Origin of the sequence: Streptomyces sp. NPDC050264 (genome assembly GCF_040655895.1) — a bacterium.
In the GTDB taxonomy this organism is placed as follows: Bacteria; Actinomycetota; Actinomycetes; order Streptomycetales; family Streptomycetaceae; genus Streptomyces.
The window spans coordinates 576,122-597,454 of record NZ_JBFAKV010000001.1; the positions used below are offsets into that span (position 1 = coordinate 576,122).

A 21,333-nucleotide genomic window follows, 5' to 3' on the forward strand; every position below is an offset into this window, starting at 1 on the left:
CCGTACAAAGAAACACCCGTACACCTCGGCCGGGGTGATGCTCGTCACTGACGACACGGGCAGTCAGGGGCCATTTTGCGGTGAGGGGCGCCCGGCGGGGAGACTGTAGGTTCCCGCCAATCCCCTTGTGAGCCCGAGAGCCGGCCGATCACCTCATGCACGACGACGTCACCTCCGACGCTCCCCTCTCGGGCGGGCTCAAGCAGCGCCACCTGACCATGCTCGGCCTCGGCGGTGTCATCGGCGCCGGCCTGTTCGTCGGGTCGGGGGCCGGGATCGCGGTCGCCGGGCCCGGGATCGTCGTGTCGTACCTGATCGCGGGCGCGCTCGCGATGTGCGTGATGCGGATGCTGGGCGAGATGTCGGCGGCGATGCCCGCGTCCGGCTCGTTCTCGGTGCACGCGGAGCGGGCGCTGGGGCGGTGGGCCGGGTTCAGCGTGGGCTGGCTGTACTGGTTCCTGCTGGTGGTGGTGCTGGCCGTGGAGGCGACGGGCGCCGCGCAGATCGCGAACGGCTGGGTGCCGGGGGTGCCGCAGTGGGCGTGGGTGCTGCTGTTCATGGTGGTGTTCACCGCGACGAACCTGGCGTCCGTACGCAACTTCGGCGAGTTCGAGTTCTGGTTCGCGACGCTCAAGGTCTGCGCGATCATCGCGTTCCTGGTGCTCGGCACGCTGGCGATCTTCGGGGTGCTGCCCGCCGCGTCCAATTTTTCCGGGGATCCCGTGGGCCTCACCCATCTCACGGGCGACGGCGGGTTCCTGCCGCACGGCTGGCAGGGCGTCGTCTCCGGAGTCCTCGCGGTGATCTTCGCCTTCGGCGGTCTGGAGGTCGTCACCATCGCGGCGGCCGAGTCCGAGGACCCGGTGCGCTCGGTGGCACGGGCCGTGCGCAGCGCGGTGTTCCGGATCCTGTTCTTCTACGTCGGTTCCATGCTGGTCATCGTGACGGTGCTGCCCTGGACGGCGCAGAAGGCGGGCATCAGCCCGTACGTCACCGTCCTCGACTCCATCGGTGTCCCGTCGGCGGGGCAGATCATGAACATCGTCGTCTTCGTGGCGCTGCTCTCGGCTCTGAACGCCAACCTCTACGGCTCGTCCCGCATGATCTTCTCGCTGGCCGAGCGCGACGAGGCGCCCAGGGCGCTGCTCGAGGTGAGCGGCGGGGTGCCGCGCCGGGCGGTGCTGGCGTCGGTGGCCTTCGGCTTCGTCTCCGTACTGCTCAATCTGCAGTGGCCGGACACGGTCTTCCTCTACATGCTCAACTCGGTCGGCGCCGTGCTGCTGTTCGTGTGGGCGCTGATCGCGGCGTCCCAGCTGCGGCTGCGGCGCCGCCTGGAGGCCGAGGCGCCCGATCGGCTGGTGCTGAGGATGTGGGCGTTCCCGTGGCTGACCTGGGCCGCGCTCGCCGCGATGGCCGTGGTGTTCGGGCTGATGCTGACCGACGACACGGCGCGGCCGCAGTTGCTGTGGTCGGCCGGGGCGACGGTCGCGGTCCTCGCCGTGGCGGGTGTGCGCGAGCTGCGCGCACGGCGTGTCTGAACGTTCACGTTACGTCGACCTGTCCGTCGCGGGGTGTGAGCGTCGTGTCCGTATAGCGGAAACGTATTCCCTGTGCGCGGGGTGCCCGCCCAGACTGTGGCCGTTTTACAGAAGTCTTACGCTCTTCCCCGTCTCGGCTACTGAACAGGGCATTTCCATGTCTCGGACGTCCGCGCAGCCAACCGCAGAGGGTGCGGACGCACCGTCCGGCGACCAGCCGGCCGACGCGTCGTCGCTCTCGCCCGGCCTCAAGCAGCGGCACCTTTCCATGATCGCGCTCGGCGGTGTGATCGGCGCCGGCCTCTTCGTCGGCTCCGGCACCGCCATCGCGGCCGCCGGCCCGTCGATCATCCTCGCCTACGCGATCTCGGGCGCCCTCGTGATGCTCGTGATGCGGATGCTGGGCGAGATGGCGGCCGCGTACCCCGCCTCCGGCTCCTTCTCCGTGCACTCCGAGCGGGCGATCGGGCCCTGGGCCGGGTTCACGGCGGGGTGGTCGTTCTGGTTCCTGCTCTGTGTGGCGGTGGGCCTGGAGGGGATCGGCGCGGCACAGATCGCGCACGGCTGGGTTCCCGGTGTGCCGGAGTGGCTCTGGGTCGCGCTGTTCATGCTCGTGTTCACCGGCACCAACGTCTCGGCCGTGAAGAACTTCGGCGAGTTCGAGTTCTGGTTCGCGACGCTGAAGGTCGCCGCGATCGTCGCGTTCCTGGTCATCGGCGTCCTGGCGATCGCGGGGCTGCTCGGCAACGACGCGCCGGGCACCGCCAACCTCACCGGCCACGGCGGTTTCATGCCGAACGGGACCGAGGGGCTGATCGCCGGACTGCTCGCCTCCGTCTTCGCGTACGGCGGTCTGGAGACCGTCACCATCGCCGCGGCCGAGTCCGAGCACCCGGTCCAGGGCGTCGCGAAGGCCGTGCGGACGGCGATGTGGCGGATCGCGCTCTTCTACGTCGGTTCCATGGTCGTGGTCGTCGCGCTCATCCCCTGGTCCGACAAGGCCCTCGTGGACCCGGACAAGGGGTCCTACGTCGCCACCCTCGAATACCTGGACCTGCCGGCCGCCGGCGCCATCATGAAGATCGTGGTCTTCGTCGCGCTGCTCTCGGCGATGAACGCCAACATCTACGGCGCGTCCCGCATGGCCGGCTCGCTGGTCGCGCGCGGTCAGGGCCCCAAGGTCATCGGGAAGATCCACGGCGGGGTGCCGCGCATCGCGGTCCTGCTGTCCGCGGTGTTCGGGTTCGTCTGCGTGCTGCTCAGCTACTGGCGCCCCGACGACATCTTCCAGTGGCTGCTGAAGACGATCGGCGCGCTCATCCTCGTCGTCTGGTTCTTCATCGCCGCGTCGCAGCTGATCCTGCGGCGCAGGCTGGAGCGCGAGGCGCCGGAGAAGCTCGTCGTGAAGATGTGGGCCTACCCGTACGTGACGTGGGTGGCGCTCGCCGGCATGGCGGTCGTCTTCGTCCTGATGGCCCGCGAGGAGAGCACCCGCGAGCAGCTCTATTACGCGGGCGGTCTGACCGTGATCCTCGCGAGCGTCGGCTACGTCCGTCAGAGGGCCGCCGCGAAGAAGTAGCCCGCTCCCCGAAGAAACCCCAGAGTCCCCGAGGAACCCCGGGCCGGTCCGACCGGCCCGGGGTTCCTTCGTGTTCCGGCACCGGACCCAGGTCGAAGGGCTGATCAACTTCCCGGCACTCCTGCTGTTAGCCTGCAGTTGCACATTGATTGCAATAAGCTCTGCATCAGCATCTTGCAGCCGGAGGGCACGGACGGACATGGCGATCTACACACTCCCGGAACTCCCGTACGACTACGCGGCGCTCGAGCCGGTCATCAACCCGCAGATCGTCGAGCTGCACCACGACAAGCACCACGCGGCTTACGTGAAGGGCGCGAACGACACCCTGGAGCAGCTGGAGGAGGCGCGCGACAAGGAGACGTGGGGCGCCATCAACGGCCTGGAGAAGAACCTGGCCTTCCACCTCTCCGGGCACATCCTGCACAGCATCTACTGGCACAACATGAACAGCCCCAAGGACGGTGGCGGCGGCGAGCCGCTGGCCGCGGACGGGGTCGGTGACCTGGCGGACGCGATCACCGAGTCGTTCGGCTCCTTCGCCAAGTTCAAGGCGCAGCTGACCAAGGCCTCGGCGACGACGCAGGGTTCGGGCTGGGGCGTGCTCGCCTACGAGCCGCTCAGCAACCGCCTCATCGTCGAGCAGGTCTACGACCACCAGGGCAACGTCGGTCAGGGCTCGACCCCGATCCTGGTCTTCGACGCCTGGGAGCACGCCTTCTATCTGCAGTACAAGAACCAGAAGGTCGACTTCATCGAAGCCATGTGGCAGGTCGTCAACTGGCAGGACGTGTCGAAGCGGTACGCGGCCGCGAAGGAGCGCGTGAACGCTCTGCTGCTCGCGCCCTGACGGGCCGCGCGGCCCCCATACGCCCCGCCTCGTGATCGTCTTCTCAACCTTCACGCGGGTGGCGGCCGAAAACGACAGACCCCGCGAGGACGTGACTCGCGGGGTCTGTCGGTATGCGCGGTTCCGGTGGACCGTGCTGGTATGGCCGACGCCAAGGACAGGTTCTGCCGCAACTGCGGGCGGGGCTACCACTTGTTCCGTGAACTCGAACCGGACGAGCGCGAGTACGTCGCGAGCCAGAAGGGCCCGGACGTCGTCGACCGGTACCGGCGCTGCACCAACGACGGATGCCTGCGGGTGCAGCGGTACCACAACGCGAGCGAAGGACTGGACCTGCCCGAACACCTACGCTGACATCCAGGAGGTCCCCGTGGCCGGAACCCGGACCATGTGGTGCGAGACCTGCAACGAGGACGAACCGCACCGTCGGCTGACCAAGAGCGAGCAGCGCCGGCTCAAGGACGACGGCGGGGTCAAGCACCCCGGGGAGTTCTGGACCTGCGACGGCAACGACGGAACCTGCGGGACGCTGCGCACGGGCTTCAACAAGTCACCCTTCGACGGGCCCCGCAAGCTCACCTAGCCGGACTCAGTCGAAGATCGGGCCCTGGGTGCGGGTGCGCTTGATCTCGTAGAAACCCGGGACCGAGGCGACGAGCAGCGTGCCGTCCCAGAGCTTGGCGGCCTCGTCGCCCTTGGGGGCCGGGGTGACCACCGGGCCGAAGAAGGCGATCTGGTTGCCGTCCGCGCCGGGGACCGCGATGACCGGGGTGCCGACGTCCTGGCCGACCAGGTCGATGCCCTCCTTGTGGGAGGCGCGCAGCTCGGCCTCGTAGGGCGTCTTGTCCCAGTGGTCGAGGAGGGACGCCGGGAGGCCGGCCTCCTCCAGGGCACCGGCGACGGCCTCCTTCGTGGGGCCCTCGCCGCGGTTGTGGATCCGGGTGCCGAGCGCCGTGTACAGGTCACCGAGCACCTCCGCGCCGTGCTCCTGCTGCGCGGCGATGACGACACGGACCGGGCCCCAGGCCTTGGTCCGCATCATCTCCTGGTACTCCTCGGGGAGCTCGTCGAGGCGCGGCTCGTTCAGGACGGCGAGGCTCATCAGGTGCCAGCGGACCTTGATGTCACGGACCTTCTCGACCTCCAGGACCCAGCGCGACGTCATCCAGGCCCAGGGGCAGAGCGGGTCGAACCAGAAGTCGACGGGGGTCTTCTCGTCCACAGTGGACATTGCTCTCCTCGGAAGTCACGAAGTGGTCGTGCCTGCGGCAACGCGACCCTCGGCGGGCGCATTCCCGGATGTCCGCGATGAGGGGCGCGTGCGAGGATCGTAGGCGTTCGAACGGCCCCACAAGGGCCTGGACAGGCCACATGAGAACGTCACGAAGGAGTGCCGCCGTGCCCGGAGAGAATCTGTCCCGCGACGAGGCCCGCGAGCGGGCGGGTCTGCTGTCCGTCGACGGGTACGAGGTGGCGCTCGACCTGCGCTCGGCGGTCGGCGAGGCGGACGGCGAGGGGCCGCGCACCTTCCGCTCCGTGACCACGATCCGGTTCCGGGCGAACGAGCCGGGTGCGGCCACGTTCGTCGATCTGATCGCGCCGTCGGTGACGGCCGTCTCGCTGAACGGCGAGGACCTCGACCCGGCCGCCGTGTTCGACGGCAGCCGCATCCGCGTCGAGGGCCTGGCCGAGGAGAACGAGCTGATCGTCGACGCCCGGTGCGCGTACTCGCGTACGGGCGAGGGCATGCACCGCTTCGTCGACCCGGAGGACGGCGAGGTCTACCTGTACACGCAGTACGAGCCCGCCGACGCGCGGCGCGTCTTCGCCAACTTCGAGCAGCCGGACCTGAAGGCGCCGTACCGGTTCAGCGCGCAGGCGCCGGAGGGGTGGACGGTCTGGTCGAACGGTGTCGGTGAACTCGTCGACGGGGTCTGGCAGTTCGCGGAGACCAAGCCGATCTCGACGTACATCACCGCCGTCGTGGCGGGCCCGTACCACTACGTGACCGACTCCTACGAGCGCGTTCTGGAGGACGGCTCCAAGCTCGTCGTGCCGCTGGGCGCCATGTGCCGCAAGGGTCTCGCCCCGTACTTCGACGCCGACGACGTCTTCCTCGTCACCAAGCAGGGGCTCGACTTCTTCCACGAGCACTTCGACTACCCGTACCCCTTCGGCAAGTACGACCAGGCGTTCGTGCCCGAGTACAACCTCGGCGCCATGGAGAACCCGGGCATGGTCACCTTCCGCGAGGAGTTCATCTTCCGCGGCAAGGTCACGCAGGCGTCGTACGAGCGCCGGGCCAACGTGATCCTGCACGAGATGGCCCACATGTGGTTCGGCGACCTCGTCACCATGCAGTGGTGGGACGACCTGTGGCTGAAGGAGTCCTTCGCGGACTTCATGGGGTCGTTCTCGATGGTGGAGGCGACCCGGTTCAGCAACGGCTGGATCACCTTCGCCAACAACCGCAAGGCGTGGGCGTACCGGGCCGACCAGCTGCCGAGCACCCACCCGGTGACCGCCGACATCCGGGACCTGGAGGACGCGAAGCTCAACTTCGACGGCATCACGTACGCCAAGGGCGCGAGCGTGCTCAAGCAGCTCGTCGCCTACGTCGGCCGGGACGCGTTCCTCGAAGGCGCGCGGCGCTACTTCAAGCGGCACGCGTACGGCAACACGCGCCTCGGCGATCTGCTGTCGGTCCTGGAGGAGACCAGCGGCCGCGACATGGCGTCCTGGTCGCGGTCCTGGCTGCAGACGGCCGGCGTCAACTCCCTCACGCCGCAGGTCATTCTGAACAGCGAGGGGCGGATCACCGAGCTGGCCGTGATCCAGGAGGCCGCCGAGTCGCACCCCGAGCTGCGGCCCCATCGCGTCGCGGTCGGCCTGTACCGGCGTACGCCCGAGGGCACCCTTGAACGGTACGCGCGCGCCGAGGTCGACGTGGACGGGCCGCGCAGCGTCGTCGGTGAGCTGGCCGGGGCCGAGGCGCCGGAGCTGGTACTCGTCAACGACGACGACCTCACGTACTGCAAGATCCGCTTCGACGAGAACTCCCTCTCCGCGCTGCGCGAGCGGCTCGGCGACATCTCCGACCCGCTGGCCCGCGCCCTGTGCTGGTCCGCGCTGTGGAACCTGACGCGGGACGCGCTCATGCCGGCCCGGGACTTCGTCGGCCTGGTGCTGCGGTTCGCGGGGCGCGAGTCGGACATCGGCGTGCTGCAGATGCTGCACTCCTGGGCGCAGTCCGCGCTCGCGCACTACGCGGCGCCGCAGTGGCGCGAGGAGGGCGGGCGGCTCCTCGCCGGGGGCGCGCTGCGGGAGCTGCGCAACGCCGAGCCCGGCAGCCAGCACCAGCTGACGTGGGCGCGGTTCTTCACGTCCGTCGCGTCCGAAGCGGCCGATCTGCAGTTGCTGCAGGGGCTGCTCGCGGGCAGCGCGAAGATCGACGGCCTGGAGATCGACCAGGAGCTGCGCTGGTCGTTCCTGGACACGCTCTCGACGTACGGCGCCGCGGACGAGGCCGTGCTCGGTGCGGAGCTGGCGCGGGACGACACCGCGTCCGGCAAGCGGCACCAGGTGCGGTGCCTGGCGGCGCGCCCCTCGGGGGCCGTGAAGGCGCAGGCGTGGGCGCAGGTCGTGGAGTCCGACGCGCTGTCGAACGCGCTGGTGGAGGCGGTCATCGCCGGGTTCCAGCAGCCGTCCCAGCGCGCACTCACGGAGCCGTACGCGCAGAAGTACTTCGCGGTGATCGAGCGGGTGTGGGACGAGCGGTCGATCCAGATCGGGATGGACGTGGTGCGGGGTCTCTTCCCCTCACTGCAGGACTCGACCGCGACGCTGGAGCAGGCCGACGCGTGGCTCTCCGGGCACGAGGGGGCGGCGCCCGCGCTGCGGCGGCTGGTCCTGGAGGCGCGCGACGATCTGGCGCGGGCGCTGCGCGCGCAGGCCTGTGACGAGGCCGCGGCCGGTTGATCACACTGGTGCGGCGCCGGGTTGACGAAGCCCGGCGCCGCGCGACAGGTGTTACCGAATGTGGGTATGACTGGCCGTAACCCGTCTGCCGCCTGGTCTTTTCGGCAGTCGAACGGCCGGACTTTAGGGCGAACTTGTCCGGTTATGTCGACGGGACTGTAACAGCGGTTAGCGGGGGCGATCCGGGCGGGAATGCCCGGGTCATGAACCACAACACCCCGGCTCCCCTCTCCCCCCGCCCCCTGCGCCACCTCGTCGAGACCCAGCGGCGCGTGATGAGCGGCGCGCAGCTGAAGGCCCACGGGGTCACCGCCTCCGCGATCTCCGAGCAGTGCAGGGCCGGCGGCCCCTGGCAGCAGCTCCTGCCGGGGGTGTACCTGCTCCACCCGGGGCCGCCGACCGGCGAAGAGCGGCTGCACGCCGTGCTGTCGTACGCCGGCCGGGCGCAGGACCGGCGCCGCCCGGCGGACGGCGTGCCCTCGCAGCCCGCCCCCGGCGAGGCGCACGGCGCGGCCGTCGTGCCGTACGCCGACGCCATGGTCACCGGACTCGCGGCGCTGACCCTGCACGGGTTCGTCTCCGCTCCCCCGCTGCTCACCCTCGACCACGTCGACGTCCTCGTGCCGCGCACCCGGCGCCTGCGGTCCACCGACTTCGCCCGGCTCGTCCGCACGTCGGGCATGCCGGCTCCCGTACAGCTGAGGGGAGTTCCCGTCGCTCCGGTGGCGCGGGCCCTCGCGGACGCGGTCGCGCAGCTGTCGGACGCGGGCACCGTACGCCGGCTGCTGACCGAGGCCGTGCGCGGCGGGTACTGCGAACCGGGTTCCGTGGTGCGGGAGTTGACGCAGGCGCGGCTGCTCACCCGGCCGCACGTGGTGGACGCCGTGGACTCGCTGCTCGCGGAGGGGCGGGCGATCGCCGAGGACCGGCTGTACGCGATGGTGCGTGAACTCGGGCTGCCGGACCCGCTGTGGAACGTGGACCTGCGGCTGCCCGGCGGCCCGCACCTCGGGGGCGTGGACGCGTTCTGGCCCGACCACGCGGTGGCCGTGGAGCTGGACACCCGGGCGCCGCGCCAGGACGAGGACGCCCTGTGGAGCGAGTACGCCCGTAAGCGCGAGCACCTGGAACGGCTCGGGATCACCGTCGTGCACATCACGCCGAAGAAACTGCGCGACTCCCTCGACCAGCAGGCCACCGTGGTGCGCACCGCGCTGATGGCCGCCGGCGACCGGGATCCGGCGGCGTACGTCGTGGTGCTGCCCCGGTAACGACACCGGGGCGGTGGCCAGGAGGGGAGTGAAGGGGCGGGGCCTGACGGGGGCCCGCCCCTTCACGTGTCCGCCGGCTCGAGGACGGGCGCTCAACCCTTGCGCAGGACGAGTTCCGTGTTGCGGTCGCCCGGGGTGCCGGAGAGCGTCGCGCGGGAGCCCGGGGCGTTGAAGGAGAGTTCGCGGTAGAGGGCGGCGAGGCCCGTCTGGCCGAGGTCGGTGAAGTCCGTGCGGTGCGGGGCGGACGACTCGACGCAGGTGGTGAAGAGGGAGAGCGTGCCGTCGTGGTTGTCGGCGATCTCGATGATCCGGGCCAGCTGCGGGAAGTCGACGTGGGAGGCGGTGGAGATCTCCCAGTACCCGCCGGCGTTGTTCTCGCCTTCGTGCGGGGTGATGGCGTTCTTGTGGCTGTGGCCGTTGACCCAGGCCAGGACCGGGCGGTGGCGGGCCAGCAGGGCGGCGAGTTCCTTGCCGCCGTGCCGCTGCTCGCCGGGGCGGTGCGGGTCCTCGCGAAGATTGCGCATGCTCTTGCTGGTGTGGTGCGAGAAGACGACGACGTGATCGCCGCGCTTCTCGGCTGCCTTCAACTGAGCAGTGAGCCAGGCGAGTTGGCTCGTACCGACCGAACCCTCGTAGTGGCCGCCGGGGTCGGTCGTGTCGAGGCTGATGCCGAGGACGTCGTCGGAGATCCGGAACGCGTAGTACTGGGTGGTCGTATCGAGGTTGGCCTGGGTGTAGCCGTGACCGACGGGGCCGGGGCCGGTGTGGGCCGGGTCGAGGTGGGCCGCGAGGTACTCGGCGGGGGTGAAGGGGGCGCGGGTCTCGTCCGGGGTGACCGGGCGCATGGCGCGGGTGTTGCTCTCCAGGAGGCGCCGGAAGGCGGCGCCCTTGGGGTCGCCGCCCTGCTGCACGTTGTCCCAGATGGCCTTGCCCGCTGACGCGGGCAGGTCCATCAGCTTGCGGCCGCCGACGGCGAATTCGGCGAAGAACGAGTCGCCGGGCGCGTAGCAGCCGCCGGGCAGTGAGTCGTGGTTGCCGACGGTGGAGTACCAGGGGAGGTTCAGGCCCGGGCTGCGCAGTTCGGCGATGGCCGCTTCGAGGAAGCCGGGGATGCGCGGGAAGGCGTGGTGCTGCTTGTCGGAGTCGCGCAGGGCCGCGTCCGGGTGCCAGTAGAGCGGGACACCACTGTTCTGCACGCCTTCGTAGTGGCGCGGGTCGCCGGTGTTGGGGGTGATGCGGCCGCCGCTCATCGTCTTGAGGAACCAGTCGAGTTCGGAGCGGGCGTTGTTGTCCGTGTTGTCGCCGGTCGTCATGACGAAGTGGAGGGGGGACGCGGTGACGGGGGCGCCCCGCAGGGCGTTGACCCGTTCGACGAGGGACACCGCGCCGGCCACCGAGAGTGCTTCCTGCGGGCGCCAGGCGCTGGCCGTCCGCGCTCTCAAGTATTCGTAGCGCAACGGGTGTTGTACGTCGACCAGGTGCAGGTCGGTGAATTGCACGAAGGCGGCGAGCGCGGTGCGCCGGGCCTCCCTGCCGGAGCGGGGCGCCTTCAGGTCGGAGCGGACGACGCGCTGCCAGGCCGGGCCGTCGCCGAGGCGGCGGTAGGCCTGGCCGGCCGGGCCGGTGGCGACGGAGGCGAGGGTCGTGCCGCGGCTGTAGGGGGTGAGCGGGGCGGCGGGCGCCTTGCGGGATGAGAGGTTCTGGACGGTGGCGGAGCCCGCGGCGGCTTCGGAGCCGCCCGGGCCGAGCGCGTAGCCGAGTCCGGCGGTCAGCGTCACCGCGCCGGTCGCGGCCAGGAACGTACGGCGGTCGATATCTGCGGCGGCTTTGGTGACAGAGCGTATGCGCGACATGGCGCGGTCTCCCCGAGTGCGAACGCGTCGACAGTGACCGCGGGCCGCGCGGCACCGGGTCCGGGCCGAACTTCCCGCTCGTATGAAAGCGTTGACATCGGGGGTGGCCTGCGCGTTAACGGCGACTCAACGCGCAGCGCCGATCACCGTACGTGGATCACCGTGCGACGGCGGGGCGTGGCCGTGCGGCCCGTCTTGTCATGCGCGGGAGGGAACTCAACCCCCTCGCTGCCACTCTGTGTTCACCTTTCAGGGAACAAGGTGCCCGGTGGGCGGGCGCTCGCGCCAGAGCCGCAGTCCGACGTCGACGAGTTCGACGCGCGGCAGGTCGGTGACGGCGGTGAGGTCGTGCCAGGCCGCCATGTCCGTGGAGCCGTTCCGTTCGTGGCGCAGGGTGCCGCCCGTGATGGTGCCTTCGTAGACGAGGCGCAGGCCGTGGAAGTCGGCGACCTGGCCGAGCTTGCGGGGGTAGCGGCGCAGGACGGAGTGGACGCCGAGGAAGGTGACGGGGTCGACCGTGTATCCGGTCTCCTCGTCCGCCTCGCGCACGACCGTGTCGTACGGGTCCTCGCCGTGGTCCATGCCGCCGCCCGGCAGGGTCCAGCGCTTGCTGCCGTCGCCCGCGACCCAGCGGGCGAGCAGGATCTGTCCGTCGCGCACGCACACGGCGTAGGCCGCGACCCTCAGCTCTTTGTACATTCCCGAACGCTAGAGGCATCCGGGGAGGAATGCGCAGCGAAATGGCGCCCCTCCGGCACTTGAGGAGCGGGGCCCGGGGCGGAGCCCCGCGGCTTCAGGACAGCCGCCGGACAACCACGAAGAGTTCAAGATCTCCACTCAGCGTTCAAAAAGGGCGCCCGATAGGCCCCGGTCAGACCCGGTTCGCGCCGGATGGCGTATGGCGGAAGTACGCCACCGCCCCATCCCGCCTCGGACAACTCTCCCCAAACTGTGGTCACTTACGTAAGGCTGAGCGGTCATCCGGCACCGAATTCCGGAGCCTTTCGAACACCACCCTTGTTGTCCCACCTTTACGTACAGGGATGCCGATGACCCCCGATCCCCAGCGCGCACCGATATCCGGCGCGAGACGCGCGGCCCGACTCGCGGCCGCCGCAGGTCTGGTGGCCGCACTCACCGCGGCCGGGCCGATACCCATGGCCTTCGCCGCGGACGCGGACACCGCCGCCGCCACTCCGACCGCCGACCCCGCCGTCAAGACCGCCGGCGAGAAACTCGGCGCGCACGACGCGGAGCTCCTCGCCGACGCCGAGGCCGACGGCACGAAGAACGTGACCCTCATGGTCGCCACCGCCCCCGGCGCCACCGAGCAGGTGGCGAAGCAGCTCGACGCCGTCAAGGGCGGCTCCGTGGGCCGCGCCTACGACAAGCTCGGCTACGTCCGGGCGACCCTGCCCACCGGCCGGGCCGACGCCGCCATCAAGGCGGCCGCCGAGCTCGACTCCGTGCACGGCATCGACCTGCGCCAGGAGATCCAGCTCGACGACCCGACGCCGGCCGCGGACACCGCCAAGGGCGCGTCCCGGAAGGCGAGCGGAACGTACAGCGGGCCCGGCAAGAACACACCGGCCGAGAACCCGTACAACCCGTCCTTCGAGACGGGCGCCGTCGACTTCGTCAAGGACAACCCGAAGGCGGACGGCCGCGGCGTCACCATCGGCATCCTCGACTCCGGTGTCGACCTGGGCCACCCGGCGCTGCAGAAGACCACGACCGGCGAGCGCAAGATCGTCGACTGGGTCACCTCGACCGACCCGATCGTGGACGGCGACGCCACCTGGCGCCCGATGGCCACCTCGGTCACCGGCCCGACGTTCTCCGTCAACGGCCGTACGTACAAGTCGGGTTCGGGCACCTTCGGCTTCAGCACGTTCGCCGAGTCCGCGACCACCGGCGGCGACGCCAAGGGCGACCTGAACCGGGACGGCGACACCACCGACAAGTGGGGCGTGCTGTACGACGCCAAGGCCGGGACCGTCACCGTCGACCTGAACGACAACGGCGACTTCACCGACGACACCCCGATGAAGCCGTACAAGGACGGCTACCAGATCGGGTACTTCGGCAAGGACGACCCGGCGACGGACGTCGTCGAGCGCGTGCCGTTCGTGGTGGAGATCCGCAAGGACGTCCCCATGGACCCGTACGGCGGCGACTGGGTCGGCAAGAAGCTCGACTTCGTCAACATCGGCGTCATCGAGTCCGAGCACGGCACGCACGTCGCGGGCATCACCTCGGCCAACTCGCTGTTCGGCAACAAGAAGATGAACGGTGCCGCGCCCGGCGCCAAGCTCGTCTCCTCGCGCGCCTGCACCTGGACCGGCGGCTGCACCAACGTCGCGCTCACCGAGGGCATGATCGACCTCGTCACCAAGCGCGGCGTCGACATCGTCAACATGTCGATCGGCGGCCTGCCCGCGCTGAACGACGGCAACAACGCCCGTTCCGAGCTGTACTCGCGCCTCATCGACCAGTACGGCGTGCAGCTCGTGATCTCCGCCGGCAACTCCGGCCCCGGCGCCAACACCATCGGCGACCCCGGCCTCGCCGACAAGGTGCTCTCCGTCGGCGCCTCCATCTCCAAGGACACCTGGGCCGCCAACTACGGCTCCAAGGTGGAGAAGTCGTACGCGATGATGCCGTTCTCCTCGCGCGGCCCGCGTGAGGACGGCGGCTTCACGCCGACCATCACGGCGCCCGGCGCGGCGATCAACACCACCCAGACCTGGCTGCCCGGTTCGCCGGTCGCCGAGGCGGGCTACACGCTTCCCGCCGGCTACTCCATGCTGCAGGGCACCTCGATGGCCTCCCCGCAGGCCGCCGGCGCCTCCGCGCTGCTGCTCTCCGCCGCCAAGCGGGCGCACATCGACCTGACCCCGGCGAACCTGCGCACCGCGCTCACCTCGACCGCGAGCCACATCAAGGGCGAGCAGGCGTACGCCGAGGGCGCGGGCCTCATCTCCATCGAGGACGCGTGGGACGCGATCGAGGACGGGGCGAGCGCGCACACGTACACCGTGCAGGCGCCCGTCGACACCGCGATCGACTACGCGCTGAAGACGCCCGGCGTCGGTACCGGCATCTACGACCGCGAGGGCGGTCTGAAGGCCGGGCAGAAGAAGACGTACGACGTCACCATCACGCGTACGTCCGGCTCCGCGAAGCCGGTGCTGCACAAGCTGTCGCTGAAGAACAACTCCGGTGACACCTTCACCATCGCCGGATCGCGCAGCGTCTATCTGCCGCTGAACAAGGCCGTCACCGTCAAGGTGCAGGCCAGGCCGGAGTCGGCCGGGCTGCGCAGCGCCATCCTCCAGGTGGACGACCCGAAGACCGAGGGCGTCGACCAGCAGATCATGGCGACCGTCGTCGTCTCCAAGGCGCTGGCCAAGCCGTCGTACACCTTCAGCGACAAGGGCTCGGTGCAGCGCAACAGCACCAAGTCCTACTTCCTGACGGTGCCCGAGGGCGCCGCGTCGCTGCAGGTGCGGATGAGCGGGCTCAAGGCCACGAGCCAGACCCGCTTCATCTCCATCCACCCGTACGGCGTCCCGGTCGACGACACGTCGACGCCGAGCTGCTACCCGAACTACGAGAACCCGGCCAACACCTGCCGTCCGGACCTGCGTTCGTACGCGGACCCGCAGGCCGGTGTCTGGGAGATCGAGGTCGAGGCGCGCCGTACGTCGCCGCTGCTCGACAACCCGTACACGCTGGAGGCGTCCGTGCTCGGCGCGTCCTTCGACCCGGCCGTGCAGACGATCCCCGAGGCGAAGGTCGGTACCCCGGCCGCCGTCGACTGGAAGGTGACGAACAACTTCGCCGCCATCAGCGGCGGGAAGCTGCAGGGCGGCCCGCTCGGCTCGTCCAAGTCGGCACGGCCGACCATCGCGGACGGTGCCACGCAGACCTCGACCGTCGAGGTGCCCGCGGGCGCCGACAAGCTCGACGTCTCCATCGGCAACGTCTCCGACCAGGCCGCCGACCTCGACCTGACGGTCAAGAACGCGGCCGGCGCCGTCGTCGCGACGTCCGCCGACGGTGACTCCGAGGAGGCCGTGAGCATCCCGAACCCGGCCGCCGGCACGTACACCGTCGAGGTCGCGGGCTACTCGGTGCCGTCCGGCTCGACCGCCTACGACTACGTCGACGTCTTCTTCTCGCCGTCGCTCGGCACGGTGAAGGTCGACGAGTCGAAGACCGTGACGCTGGCCAACGGCACGTCCACGGACGTGGCCGCCGAGGTCACCGCCGCGGCCGCCGCGCCGGAGGGCCGTGAGTTCTTCGGCGAGGTGCGGCTGCTCAACGAGCGCGGCGTCGCCGCGGGCGTCGGCAGCGTGAAGATCGAGAAGGTCACCTCGTAAGACCCGGGGTGGTGTGAGTGCGGGGGCGGTCGCCGGTGGCGGCCGCCCCCGCACTCGTCTTCCTACGAGTTCGGGCCCGGTGCCTTGTCGCACGTGATGGCGTGCGAGCCCGGCAGCGCCTCGAGCACCATCGCGCGCAGGCGCTCGCTGTCCTTGCCCGTGGACCAGTTGTCCGGCTGCGCTCCCCCCACGGGAATGGTGATCAGGGGCCGGTCGCCGGTCTTCAGGCGGGGGTCGACGTCGTGGTTCATCAGGAACGTCAAGGTCTTCGCGCCGCCCGACTCCGGCTTGAGGTACCGGGTGACGCGCAGCGTGACGCGGTCCCGGCCGGTGCCGGGAAGCTGTTCCACCTTCACCACCGTGCCCTCCGCGATGACGCGGGAGCAGGCCACGAAGCCCTCAGGGGACAGGTCGGCGTTCTCGCTCCCCGCCGCCTTGCCACTGTCGGCGGCCGCCTTGCTGTCCCCGTCGTCCGCCCCCGGCCCCCCTCCGCTCTGCACGACGGCCCACACCATGACGCTCGCCACCGCCAGACCGCCCGCCGCTGCGAGGCCGCCGAGCGCGAGGCGCAGCGGCCGCCGGCGGCGTACGGGTACGGGGGCGGGCGGGCGCACCGGCTCCGGGTCCCGGCGGGCCGCGAGCGCGTCGCCGAGGCCCCGCACCTGGTCCCGGAGCAGTGCGACGTCCGCCGCGACGGCCTCGGCGTCCGTGTCGTCACCGGGCAGCGGCTCCCCGCTGACGGCCAGCATCAGGAGCCGGTCCTCCCGTGCGCTGTCCTCCACGTCACACCACCTCCTGTTCACGCAGCCGGGCCCGCAGCAGGCGGACGGCCGTGTGCAGCCGGCTCTTGACGGTGCCCTCGGGCACGCCCAGCTCGGCCGCGATGTCCCGGACCGGCAGATCGGCGTAGAACCGCAGCACGACCACCTGCCGCTGCTGGTCGGGGAGCTCGTCGAGGCCCTGGGCCACGGCGAGCGAGAGGACGCGGGTGTCGGCCGCGTCCCGCGAGTGCTCCTGGCGCAGTGAGGCGAGGCGCTCCCCCAGCCGTTCCTGGCGGCGGCGCGCCCGGTGCCAGTCCATGGCGAGGTTGGAGGCGACGACCGCCGCCCACGCCGACACGTCCCGGGGCTCGTCCTGCCCCTTCGCCGCCCGTTCGAGGAGCCGCAGCCGCACCTGCTGCACGCCGTCCGGCAGATCGGCGTACGGCACCCCGCCCAGCGACAGAACGGCGCGCACCCGGTCCTCGACCCCGGCGTCGAGCGGGTCCGGCACGTCCTCCGGCCGCCCCCGTGGCTTTCTGCGCAGCAATGCCCCTCCCCTCCCCGCGTTTGTCCTAGGACGCGGCGGCCCCCGGAAACGTTCACGTCTCTTTGTGGCCTGTGCCATACCGTCCGCACCCCGGACAATGGATTGGACAAGGCGGCCCTGGAGAGACGCATCATGGAGCACCCGCCAGGCCGGATGGCCGCACGTCAGCACGGAGGAACCCCTGTGAAGCTCGGAATCGTCGGAGCCACCGGTCAGGTCGGCACGGTCATGCGCAAGATCCTCGTGGAGCGGGCCTTCCCGGCCGACGAGCTGCGCCTGTTCGCGTCGGCGCGCAGCGCCGGCACGGTGCTGGACGGCGTGACGGTCGAGGACGCCTCGACGGCCGACTACACGGGCCTGGACATCGTGCTGTTCTCCGCCGGTGGCGCCACCTCCAAGGCCCTCGCGGAGAAGGTCGCCTCGCAGGGCGCCGTCGTGATCGACAACTCCTCGGCCTGGCGCAAGGACCCCGAGGTGCCGCTGGTCGTCTCCGAGGTCAACCCGCACGCGATCGCGGACCGCCCCAAGGGCATCGTCGCCAACCCGAACTGCACGACGATGGCCGCGATGCCGGTGCTGCGTCCGCTGCACGACGAGGCCGGTCTCGAGGCGCTGGTCGTCGCCACGTACCAGGCCGTCTCGGGTTCGGGTCTGGCCGGTGTGGCCGAGCTGCACGGCCAGGCGCAGAAGGTCGTCGCCGAGGCCGACAAGCTCACGCACGACGGCGGGGCCGTCGACTTCCCCGAGCCGAACGTCTACAAGCGGCCCATCGCGTTCAACGTGCTGCCCCTGGCGGGCGCCATCGTCGACGACGGCCTGAACGAGACGGACGAGGAGCAGAAGCTCCGCAACGAGTCCCGCAAGATCCTGGAGATCCCGGAGCTCAAGGTCTCCGGCACGTGTGTCCGCGTCCCGGTGTTCTCCGGCCACTCCCTCCAGGTCAACGCGCGCTTCGCCCGCCCGATCTCGGTCGAGCGCGCCACGGAGCTGCTCGGCGGCGCCCCCGGCGTCGAGCTCTCCGACATCCCGACGCCACTGCAGGCCGCGGGCCAGGACGCGTCGTTCGTGGGCCGTATCCGCGGTGACGAGACGGTCGAGAACGGCCTGTCCCTGTTCATCTCGAACGACAACCTCCGCAAGGGCGCCGCGCTGAACGCGGTGCAGATCGCGGAGCTGGTGGCGCAGGAGCTGTCCGCCAAGTAGAGCGCCGTATGTGCTGTACGTGCCTGGAGGGGCGGTCACCGGATGCCGGTGACCGCCCCTCCCGCGTGGTCAGGGCCGCCGCACCTCGAAGTGCAGGCATCCGTACTCGACCGCCCTGACATGGACCAGCACCACGTCCGGGTCGGCGAACGCCTCGTCCAGCGCCGCGTCGAAGCCGGCCGTCGCGGCGGCCGGGATCTCCAGGAGGCGGCCGCCCGCGATGTGGCCGCGGGCGTCGTAGCGGCGCAGCGTGCGCAGGGCGCCGGGCCGGTCGAAGGGGTAGCGGCCGGGGTCGGGGACGTGGCCCGGGCAGTCCTCGGCGGCGGCGTGGACGAAGACCGGGCCCTGTTCGTCGTACGCGCCGGGGTGCGCGCCCGTCGCGGCGGCCCAGCGGCGCAGCGGCGCGTAGGAGACGAGGGCGATGCGCTCGCCCTCCCGGACCGGCCGGAGGCAGCAGCGCAGCGGGGAGCCCGCGTCGTCGTCGGTGGCGGTGTACGGGAGGCAGGGCCGGTTCGCGTCGTCGAGGGACCTGAGCTCGTTGAGGACGGTGGCCCCGATGGGTCGTGCGGTGTACCTGGTCATGGCTCCAGGCTGGCCGCGGGCGGGCCCGTGCACCGGCGGAAAATGGACATCGCGCTCGCCCGCCCGCGCGTGGAAGGATGACCGGAAACGTCACAAACGTAGAACACCTACCTGACCGCACTTGGAGATGACCGCGTGCCTGGCACCAATCTGACCCGCGTAGAGGCGCAGCAGCGGGCGAAGCTGCTCACCGTTGACTCGTACGAGATCGATCTCGACCTCTCCGGCGCGCAGGAGGGCGGCACCTTCCGGTCGGTGACCACCGTGCGCTTCGACAGCGCGGAGGCGGGTGGCGAGACGTTCATCGATCTCGTCGCGCCCGCCGTGCACGAGGTGGTCCTCAACGGGCGCTCCCTCGATGTCGCCGCGGTCTTCCGCGACTCGCGCATCGCCTTGAAGCACCTGGAGCAGGGGTCGAACGAGCTGCGTGTGGTCGCCGACTGCGCGTACACGAACACCGGCGAGGGACTTCACCGGTTCGTCGATCCCGTCGACCAACAGGCCTATCTGTACACGCAGTTCGAGGTTCCGGACGCGCGGCGCGTCTTCGCGAGCTTCGAGCAGCCGGACCTGAAGGCAACCTTCCGGTTCACGGTGCGGGCGCCCAGCGGCTGGACCGTCGTCTCGAACTCGCCGACTCCGGAGCCCAAGGACGACCTCTGGTCGTTCGAGCCGACGCCGCGCATGTCGACGTACATCACGGCGCTCATCGTCGGCCCGTACCACTCGGTGCACTCCTCGTACGAGAACGCCGAGACCGGGCAGTCGGTGCCGCTCGGCATCTACTGCCGGCCCTCGCTCGCCGAGCACCTCGACTCGGACGCGATCTTCGAGGTGACGCGGCAGGGCTTCGACTGGTTCCAGGAGAAGTTCGACTACGCGTACCCGTTCGCCAAGTACGACCAGCTCTTCGTGCCGGAGTTCAACGCGGGCGCGATGGAGAACGCGGGCGCGGTCACCATCCGCGACCAGTACGTGTTCCGCTCCAAGGTGACGGACGCCGCGTACGAGGTGCGGGCGGCGACGATCCTGCACGAGCTGGCCCACATGTGGTTCGGCGACCTGGTCACCATGGAGTGGTGGAACGACCTGTGGCTGAACGAGTCGTTCGCCACCTACGCCGAGGCCGCCTGCCAGGCCTACGCGCCGAACTCGCGCTGGCCGCACTCGTGGACGACGTTCGCCAACTCCATGAAGACGTGGGCGTACCGGCAGGACCAGCTGCCCTCCACGCACCCGATCATGGCCGAGATCAACGACCTCGACGACGTGCTCGTCAACTTCGACGGCATCACGTACGCCAAGGGCGCGAGCGTGCTCAAGCAGCTCGTCGCGTACGTCGGCGAGGACGAGTTCTTCCAGGGTGTGCAGGCCTACTTCAAGCGGCACGCCTTCGGGAACACGCGCCTGTCCGACCTCCTCGGCGCCCTTGAGGAGACCAGCGGCCGTGACCTGAAGGCATGGTCGAAGGCGTGGCTGGAGACGGCCGGGATCAACGTGCTGCGCCCGGAGATCGAGACGGACGAGCAGGGCGTCATCAGGTCGTTCGCGGTCCGCCAGGAGGCGCCCGCGCTGCCCGAGGGCGCGAAGGGCACCTCGACGCTGCGGCCGCACCGCATCGCGATCGGCTTCTACGACCTCGACGAGGCGAGCGGCAAGCTGCTGCGGGGCGAGCGCCTCGAACTCGACGTCACCGCGAGCGAGGCGACACAGGTGCCCCAGCTCGTCGGCAAGCGCCGGCCGGCCGTGATCCTGCTCAACGACGACGACCTGTCGTACGCGAAGGTCCGCCTCGACGAGCAGTCCCTCGCCGCCGTCACGCAGCACCTCGGCGACTTCGAGTCCTCGCTGCCGCGCGCGCTCTGCTGGGCGTCGGCCTGGGACATGACCCGCGACGCCGAACTGTCCACCAGCGCCTACCTGGACCTGGTGCTCTCCGGCATCGCCAAGGAGTCCGACATCGGCGTCGTGCAGTCGCTGCACCGCCAGGTGAAGCTGGCCATCGACCTGTACGCGGCCCCGTCCCACCACGACGCGCTGCTGACCCGCTGGACCGAGGCGGCGCTGACGCATCTGCGGACCGCCGAAGCGGGCAGCGACCACCAGCTGGCGTGGGCCCGCGCCTTCGCGGCGACCGCGCGTACGCCGGAACAACTCGACGTGCTGGACGGCCTGTTGGAGGGGACTCAGACCATCGACGGGCTGGCCGTGGACACCGAGCTGCGCTGGGCGTTCGTCCAGCGGCTCGCGGCCGTCGGCCGTTTCGACGAGTCGGAGATCACCACGGAGTATGAGCGGGACCGGACGGCCGCCGGTGAGCGGCACGCGGCGACCGCGCGTGCGGCGCGGCCCACCCCGGAGGCCAAGGCGGAGGCGTGGGCCTCCGTCGTCGAGTCGGACAAGCTGCCGAACGCGGTGCAGGAAGCGGTGATCGCCGGATTCGTCCAGACCGATCAGCGGGAGCTGCTCGCGCCGTACGCCGACAAGTACTTCGAGGCGTTGCGGGCCGTGTGGGACGCGCGGTCCCACGAGATGGCTCAGCAGATCGCGGTGGGCCTGTACCCGTCGATCCAGGTGTCCGAGGAGACGCTGGCGAAGACGGCGGACTGGTTGTCGGCCGCGGAGCCGAGCGCGGCGCTTCGGCGGTTGGTGTCGGAGTCCCGGGCCGGTGTGGAGCGCGCGCTCAAGGCGCAGGGCGCGGACGCCTGACCGTCCCCGGTTCTCGTCTGCCGGGTCGCGGTCCCCTGCGCGCCGCGGCCCGGTGGGAACTTCTCGCACAGTTCCCC

At 70.5% G+C, this 21,333-nt stretch carries 16 protein-coding genes; 10 read left to right on the plus strand and 6 right to left on the minus strand.

The window, feature by feature from the left end:
- The first annotated feature begins 155 nt into the window (after positions 1 to 155).
- The 5 genes from AB0J02_RS02595 (at position 156) to AB0J02_RS02615 (ending at position 4,550) form a co-directional block, all read left to right on the plus strand.
- Positions 156 to 1,538, plus strand: a complete 1,383-nt coding sequence (locus tag AB0J02_RS02595; RefSeq protein ID WP_363191662.1) for an amino acid permease — start codon at positions 156 to 158, stop codon at positions 1,536 to 1,538.
- A 157-nt stretch (positions 1,539 to 1,695) separates the two neighbouring features.
- Positions 1,696 to 3,117, plus strand: a complete 1,422-nt coding sequence (locus tag AB0J02_RS02600; protein WP_363191663.1) for an amino acid permease — start codon at positions 1,696 to 1,698, stop codon at positions 3,115 to 3,117.
- A gap of 199 nt (positions 3,118 to 3,316) precedes the next feature.
- Positions 3,317 to 3,967: a superoxide dismutase gene (locus AB0J02_RS02605; RefSeq protein WP_363191664.1), complete on the plus strand. Its 651-nt coding sequence runs from the start codon at positions 3,317 to 3,319 to the stop codon at positions 3,965 to 3,967.
- Positions 3,968 to 4,108: 141 nt separating this feature from the next.
- Positions 4,109 to 4,321, plus strand: a complete 213-nt coding sequence (locus AB0J02_RS02610; RefSeq protein WP_363191665.1) for a hypothetical protein — start codon at positions 4,109 to 4,111, stop codon at positions 4,319 to 4,321.
- A 16-nt stretch (positions 4,322 to 4,337) separates the two neighbouring features.
- Complete coding sequence (locus AB0J02_RS02615) at positions 4,338 to 4,550, plus strand: hypothetical protein (protein ID WP_363191666.1); 213 nt, start codon at positions 4,338 to 4,340, stop codon at positions 4,548 to 4,550.
- A gap of 6 nt (positions 4,551 to 4,556) precedes the next feature.
- Here AB0J02_RS02615 and AB0J02_RS02620 read toward each other — a convergent pair whose 3' ends face one another.
- Positions 4,557 to 5,198, minus strand: coding sequence for a DsbA family protein (locus AB0J02_RS02620; RefSeq protein WP_363191667.1), 642 nt, complete (start codon positions 5,196 to 5,198; stop codon positions 4,557 to 4,559).
- 167 nt (positions 5,199 to 5,365) lie between these two features.
- On the opposite strand from AB0J02_RS02620, the gene pepN (AB0J02_RS02625) reads away from it, so the two are divergent.
- Both pepN (AB0J02_RS02625) and AB0J02_RS02630 read left to right on the plus strand, forming a co-directional pair.
- Positions 5,366 to 7,945, plus strand: a complete 2,580-nt coding sequence (pepN, locus tag AB0J02_RS02625; protein WP_363191668.1) for an aminopeptidase N — start codon at positions 5,366 to 5,368, stop codon at positions 7,943 to 7,945.
- A 203-nt stretch (positions 7,946 to 8,148) separates the two neighbouring features.
- Complete coding sequence (locus AB0J02_RS02630) at positions 8,149 to 9,216, plus strand: hypothetical protein (protein WP_363191669.1); 1,068 nt, start codon at positions 8,149 to 8,151, stop codon at positions 9,214 to 9,216.
- Positions 9,217 to 9,308: 92 nt separating this feature from the next.
- On the opposite strand, the gene AB0J02_RS02635 is transcribed toward AB0J02_RS02630, so the two are convergent.
- The gene (locus AB0J02_RS02635; protein ID WP_363191670.1) at positions 9,309 to 11,069 is read right to left on the minus strand and encodes a TIGR03767 family metallophosphoesterase; all 1,761 of its coding nucleotides are present in this window, start codon (positions 11,067 to 11,069) and stop codon (positions 9,309 to 9,311) included.
- A gap of 249 nt (positions 11,070 to 11,318) precedes the next feature.
- On the minus strand, positions 11,319 to 11,768 hold the full coding sequence (locus tag AB0J02_RS02640) for an NUDIX hydrolase (protein WP_363191671.1): 450 nt from the start codon (positions 11,766 to 11,768) through the stop codon (positions 11,319 to 11,321).
- A gap of 350 nt (positions 11,769 to 12,118) precedes the next feature.
- Between AB0J02_RS02640 and AB0J02_RS02645 the strand changes: the two genes are divergently transcribed.
- The gene (locus AB0J02_RS02645; RefSeq protein ID WP_363191672.1) at positions 12,119 to 15,454 is read left to right on the plus strand and encodes a S8 family serine peptidase; all 3,336 of its coding nucleotides are present in this window, start codon (positions 12,119 to 12,121) and stop codon (positions 15,452 to 15,454) included.
- 62 nt (positions 15,455 to 15,516) lie between these two features.
- Here AB0J02_RS02645 and AB0J02_RS02650 read toward each other — a convergent pair whose 3' ends face one another.
- Positions 15,517 to 16,236 (minus strand): hypothetical protein, encoded by a 720-nt coding sequence (locus AB0J02_RS02650; RefSeq protein ID WP_363191673.1) that lies wholly within the window; start codon positions 16,234 to 16,236, stop codon positions 15,517 to 15,519.
- A 1-nt stretch (position 16,237) separates the two neighbouring features.
- The gene (locus tag AB0J02_RS02655; protein ID WP_363191674.1) at positions 16,238 to 16,762 is read right to left on the minus strand and encodes a sigma-70 family RNA polymerase sigma factor; all 525 of its coding nucleotides are present in this window, start codon (positions 16,760 to 16,762) and stop codon (positions 16,238 to 16,240) included.
- Positions 16,763 to 16,945: 183 nt separating this feature from the next.
- On the opposite strand from AB0J02_RS02655, the gene AB0J02_RS02660 reads away from it, so the two are divergent.
- Positions 16,946 to 17,965: an aspartate-semialdehyde dehydrogenase gene (locus AB0J02_RS02660; RefSeq protein ID WP_363191675.1), complete on the plus strand. Its 1,020-nt coding sequence runs from the start codon at positions 16,946 to 16,948 to the stop codon at positions 17,963 to 17,965.
- Positions 17,966 to 18,034: 69 nt separating this feature from the next.
- On the opposite strand, the gene AB0J02_RS02665 is transcribed toward AB0J02_RS02660, so the two are convergent.
- Positions 18,035 to 18,547 carry a DUF1203 domain-containing protein gene (locus AB0J02_RS02665; protein WP_363191676.1) on the minus strand — a complete coding sequence of 171 codons (513 nt, stop codon included), beginning with the start codon at positions 18,545 to 18,547 and terminating at the stop codon, positions 18,035 to 18,037.
- A 135-nt stretch (positions 18,548 to 18,682) separates the two neighbouring features.
- On the opposite strand from AB0J02_RS02665, the gene pepN (AB0J02_RS02670) reads away from it, so the two are divergent.
- Positions 18,683 to 21,256 carry an aminopeptidase N gene (gene pepN / locus AB0J02_RS02670; RefSeq protein WP_363191677.1) on the plus strand — a complete coding sequence of 858 codons (2,574 nt, stop codon included), beginning with the start codon at positions 18,683 to 18,685 and terminating at the stop codon, positions 21,254 to 21,256.
- Positions 21,257 to 21,333: the final 77 nt, after the last annotated feature.

Coding starts and splice junctions, on each gene's coding strand:
- AB0J02_RS02605 (WP_363191664.1), top strand. CDS start 3,317: ATGGCGATCTACACACTCCCGGAACTCCCGTACGACTACGCGGCGCTC.
- AB0J02_RS02600 (WP_363191663.1), top strand. CDS start 1,696: ATGTCTCGGACGTCCGCGCAGCCAACCGCAGAGGGTGCGGACGCACCG.
- AB0J02_RS02645 (WP_363191672.1), top strand. CDS start 12,119: ATGACCCCCGATCCCCAGCGCGCACCGATATCCGGCGCGAGACGCGCG.
- AB0J02_RS02635 (WP_363191670.1), bottom strand. CDS start 11,069: ATGTCGCGCATACGCTCTGTCACCAAAGCCGCCGCAGATATCGACCGC.
- AB0J02_RS02595 (WP_363191662.1), top strand. CDS start 156: ATGCACGACGACGTCACCTCCGACGCTCCCCTCTCGGGCGGGCTCAAG.
- AB0J02_RS02665 (WP_363191676.1), bottom strand. CDS start 18,547: ATGACCAGGTACACCGCACGACCCATCGGGGCCACCGTCCTCAACGAG.
- AB0J02_RS02640 (WP_363191671.1), bottom strand. CDS start 11,768: ATGTACAAAGAGCTGAGGGTCGCGGCCTACGCCGTGTGCGTGCGCGAC.
- AB0J02_RS02630 (WP_363191669.1), top strand. CDS start 8,149: ATGAACCACAACACCCCGGCTCCCCTCTCCCCCCGCCCCCTGCGCCAC.
- AB0J02_RS02610 (WP_363191665.1), top strand. CDS start 4,109: ATGGCCGACGCCAAGGACAGGTTCTGCCGCAACTGCGGGCGGGGCTAC.
- AB0J02_RS02620 (WP_363191667.1), bottom strand. CDS start 5,198: ATGTCCACTGTGGACGAGAAGACCCCCGTCGACTTCTGGTTCGACCCG.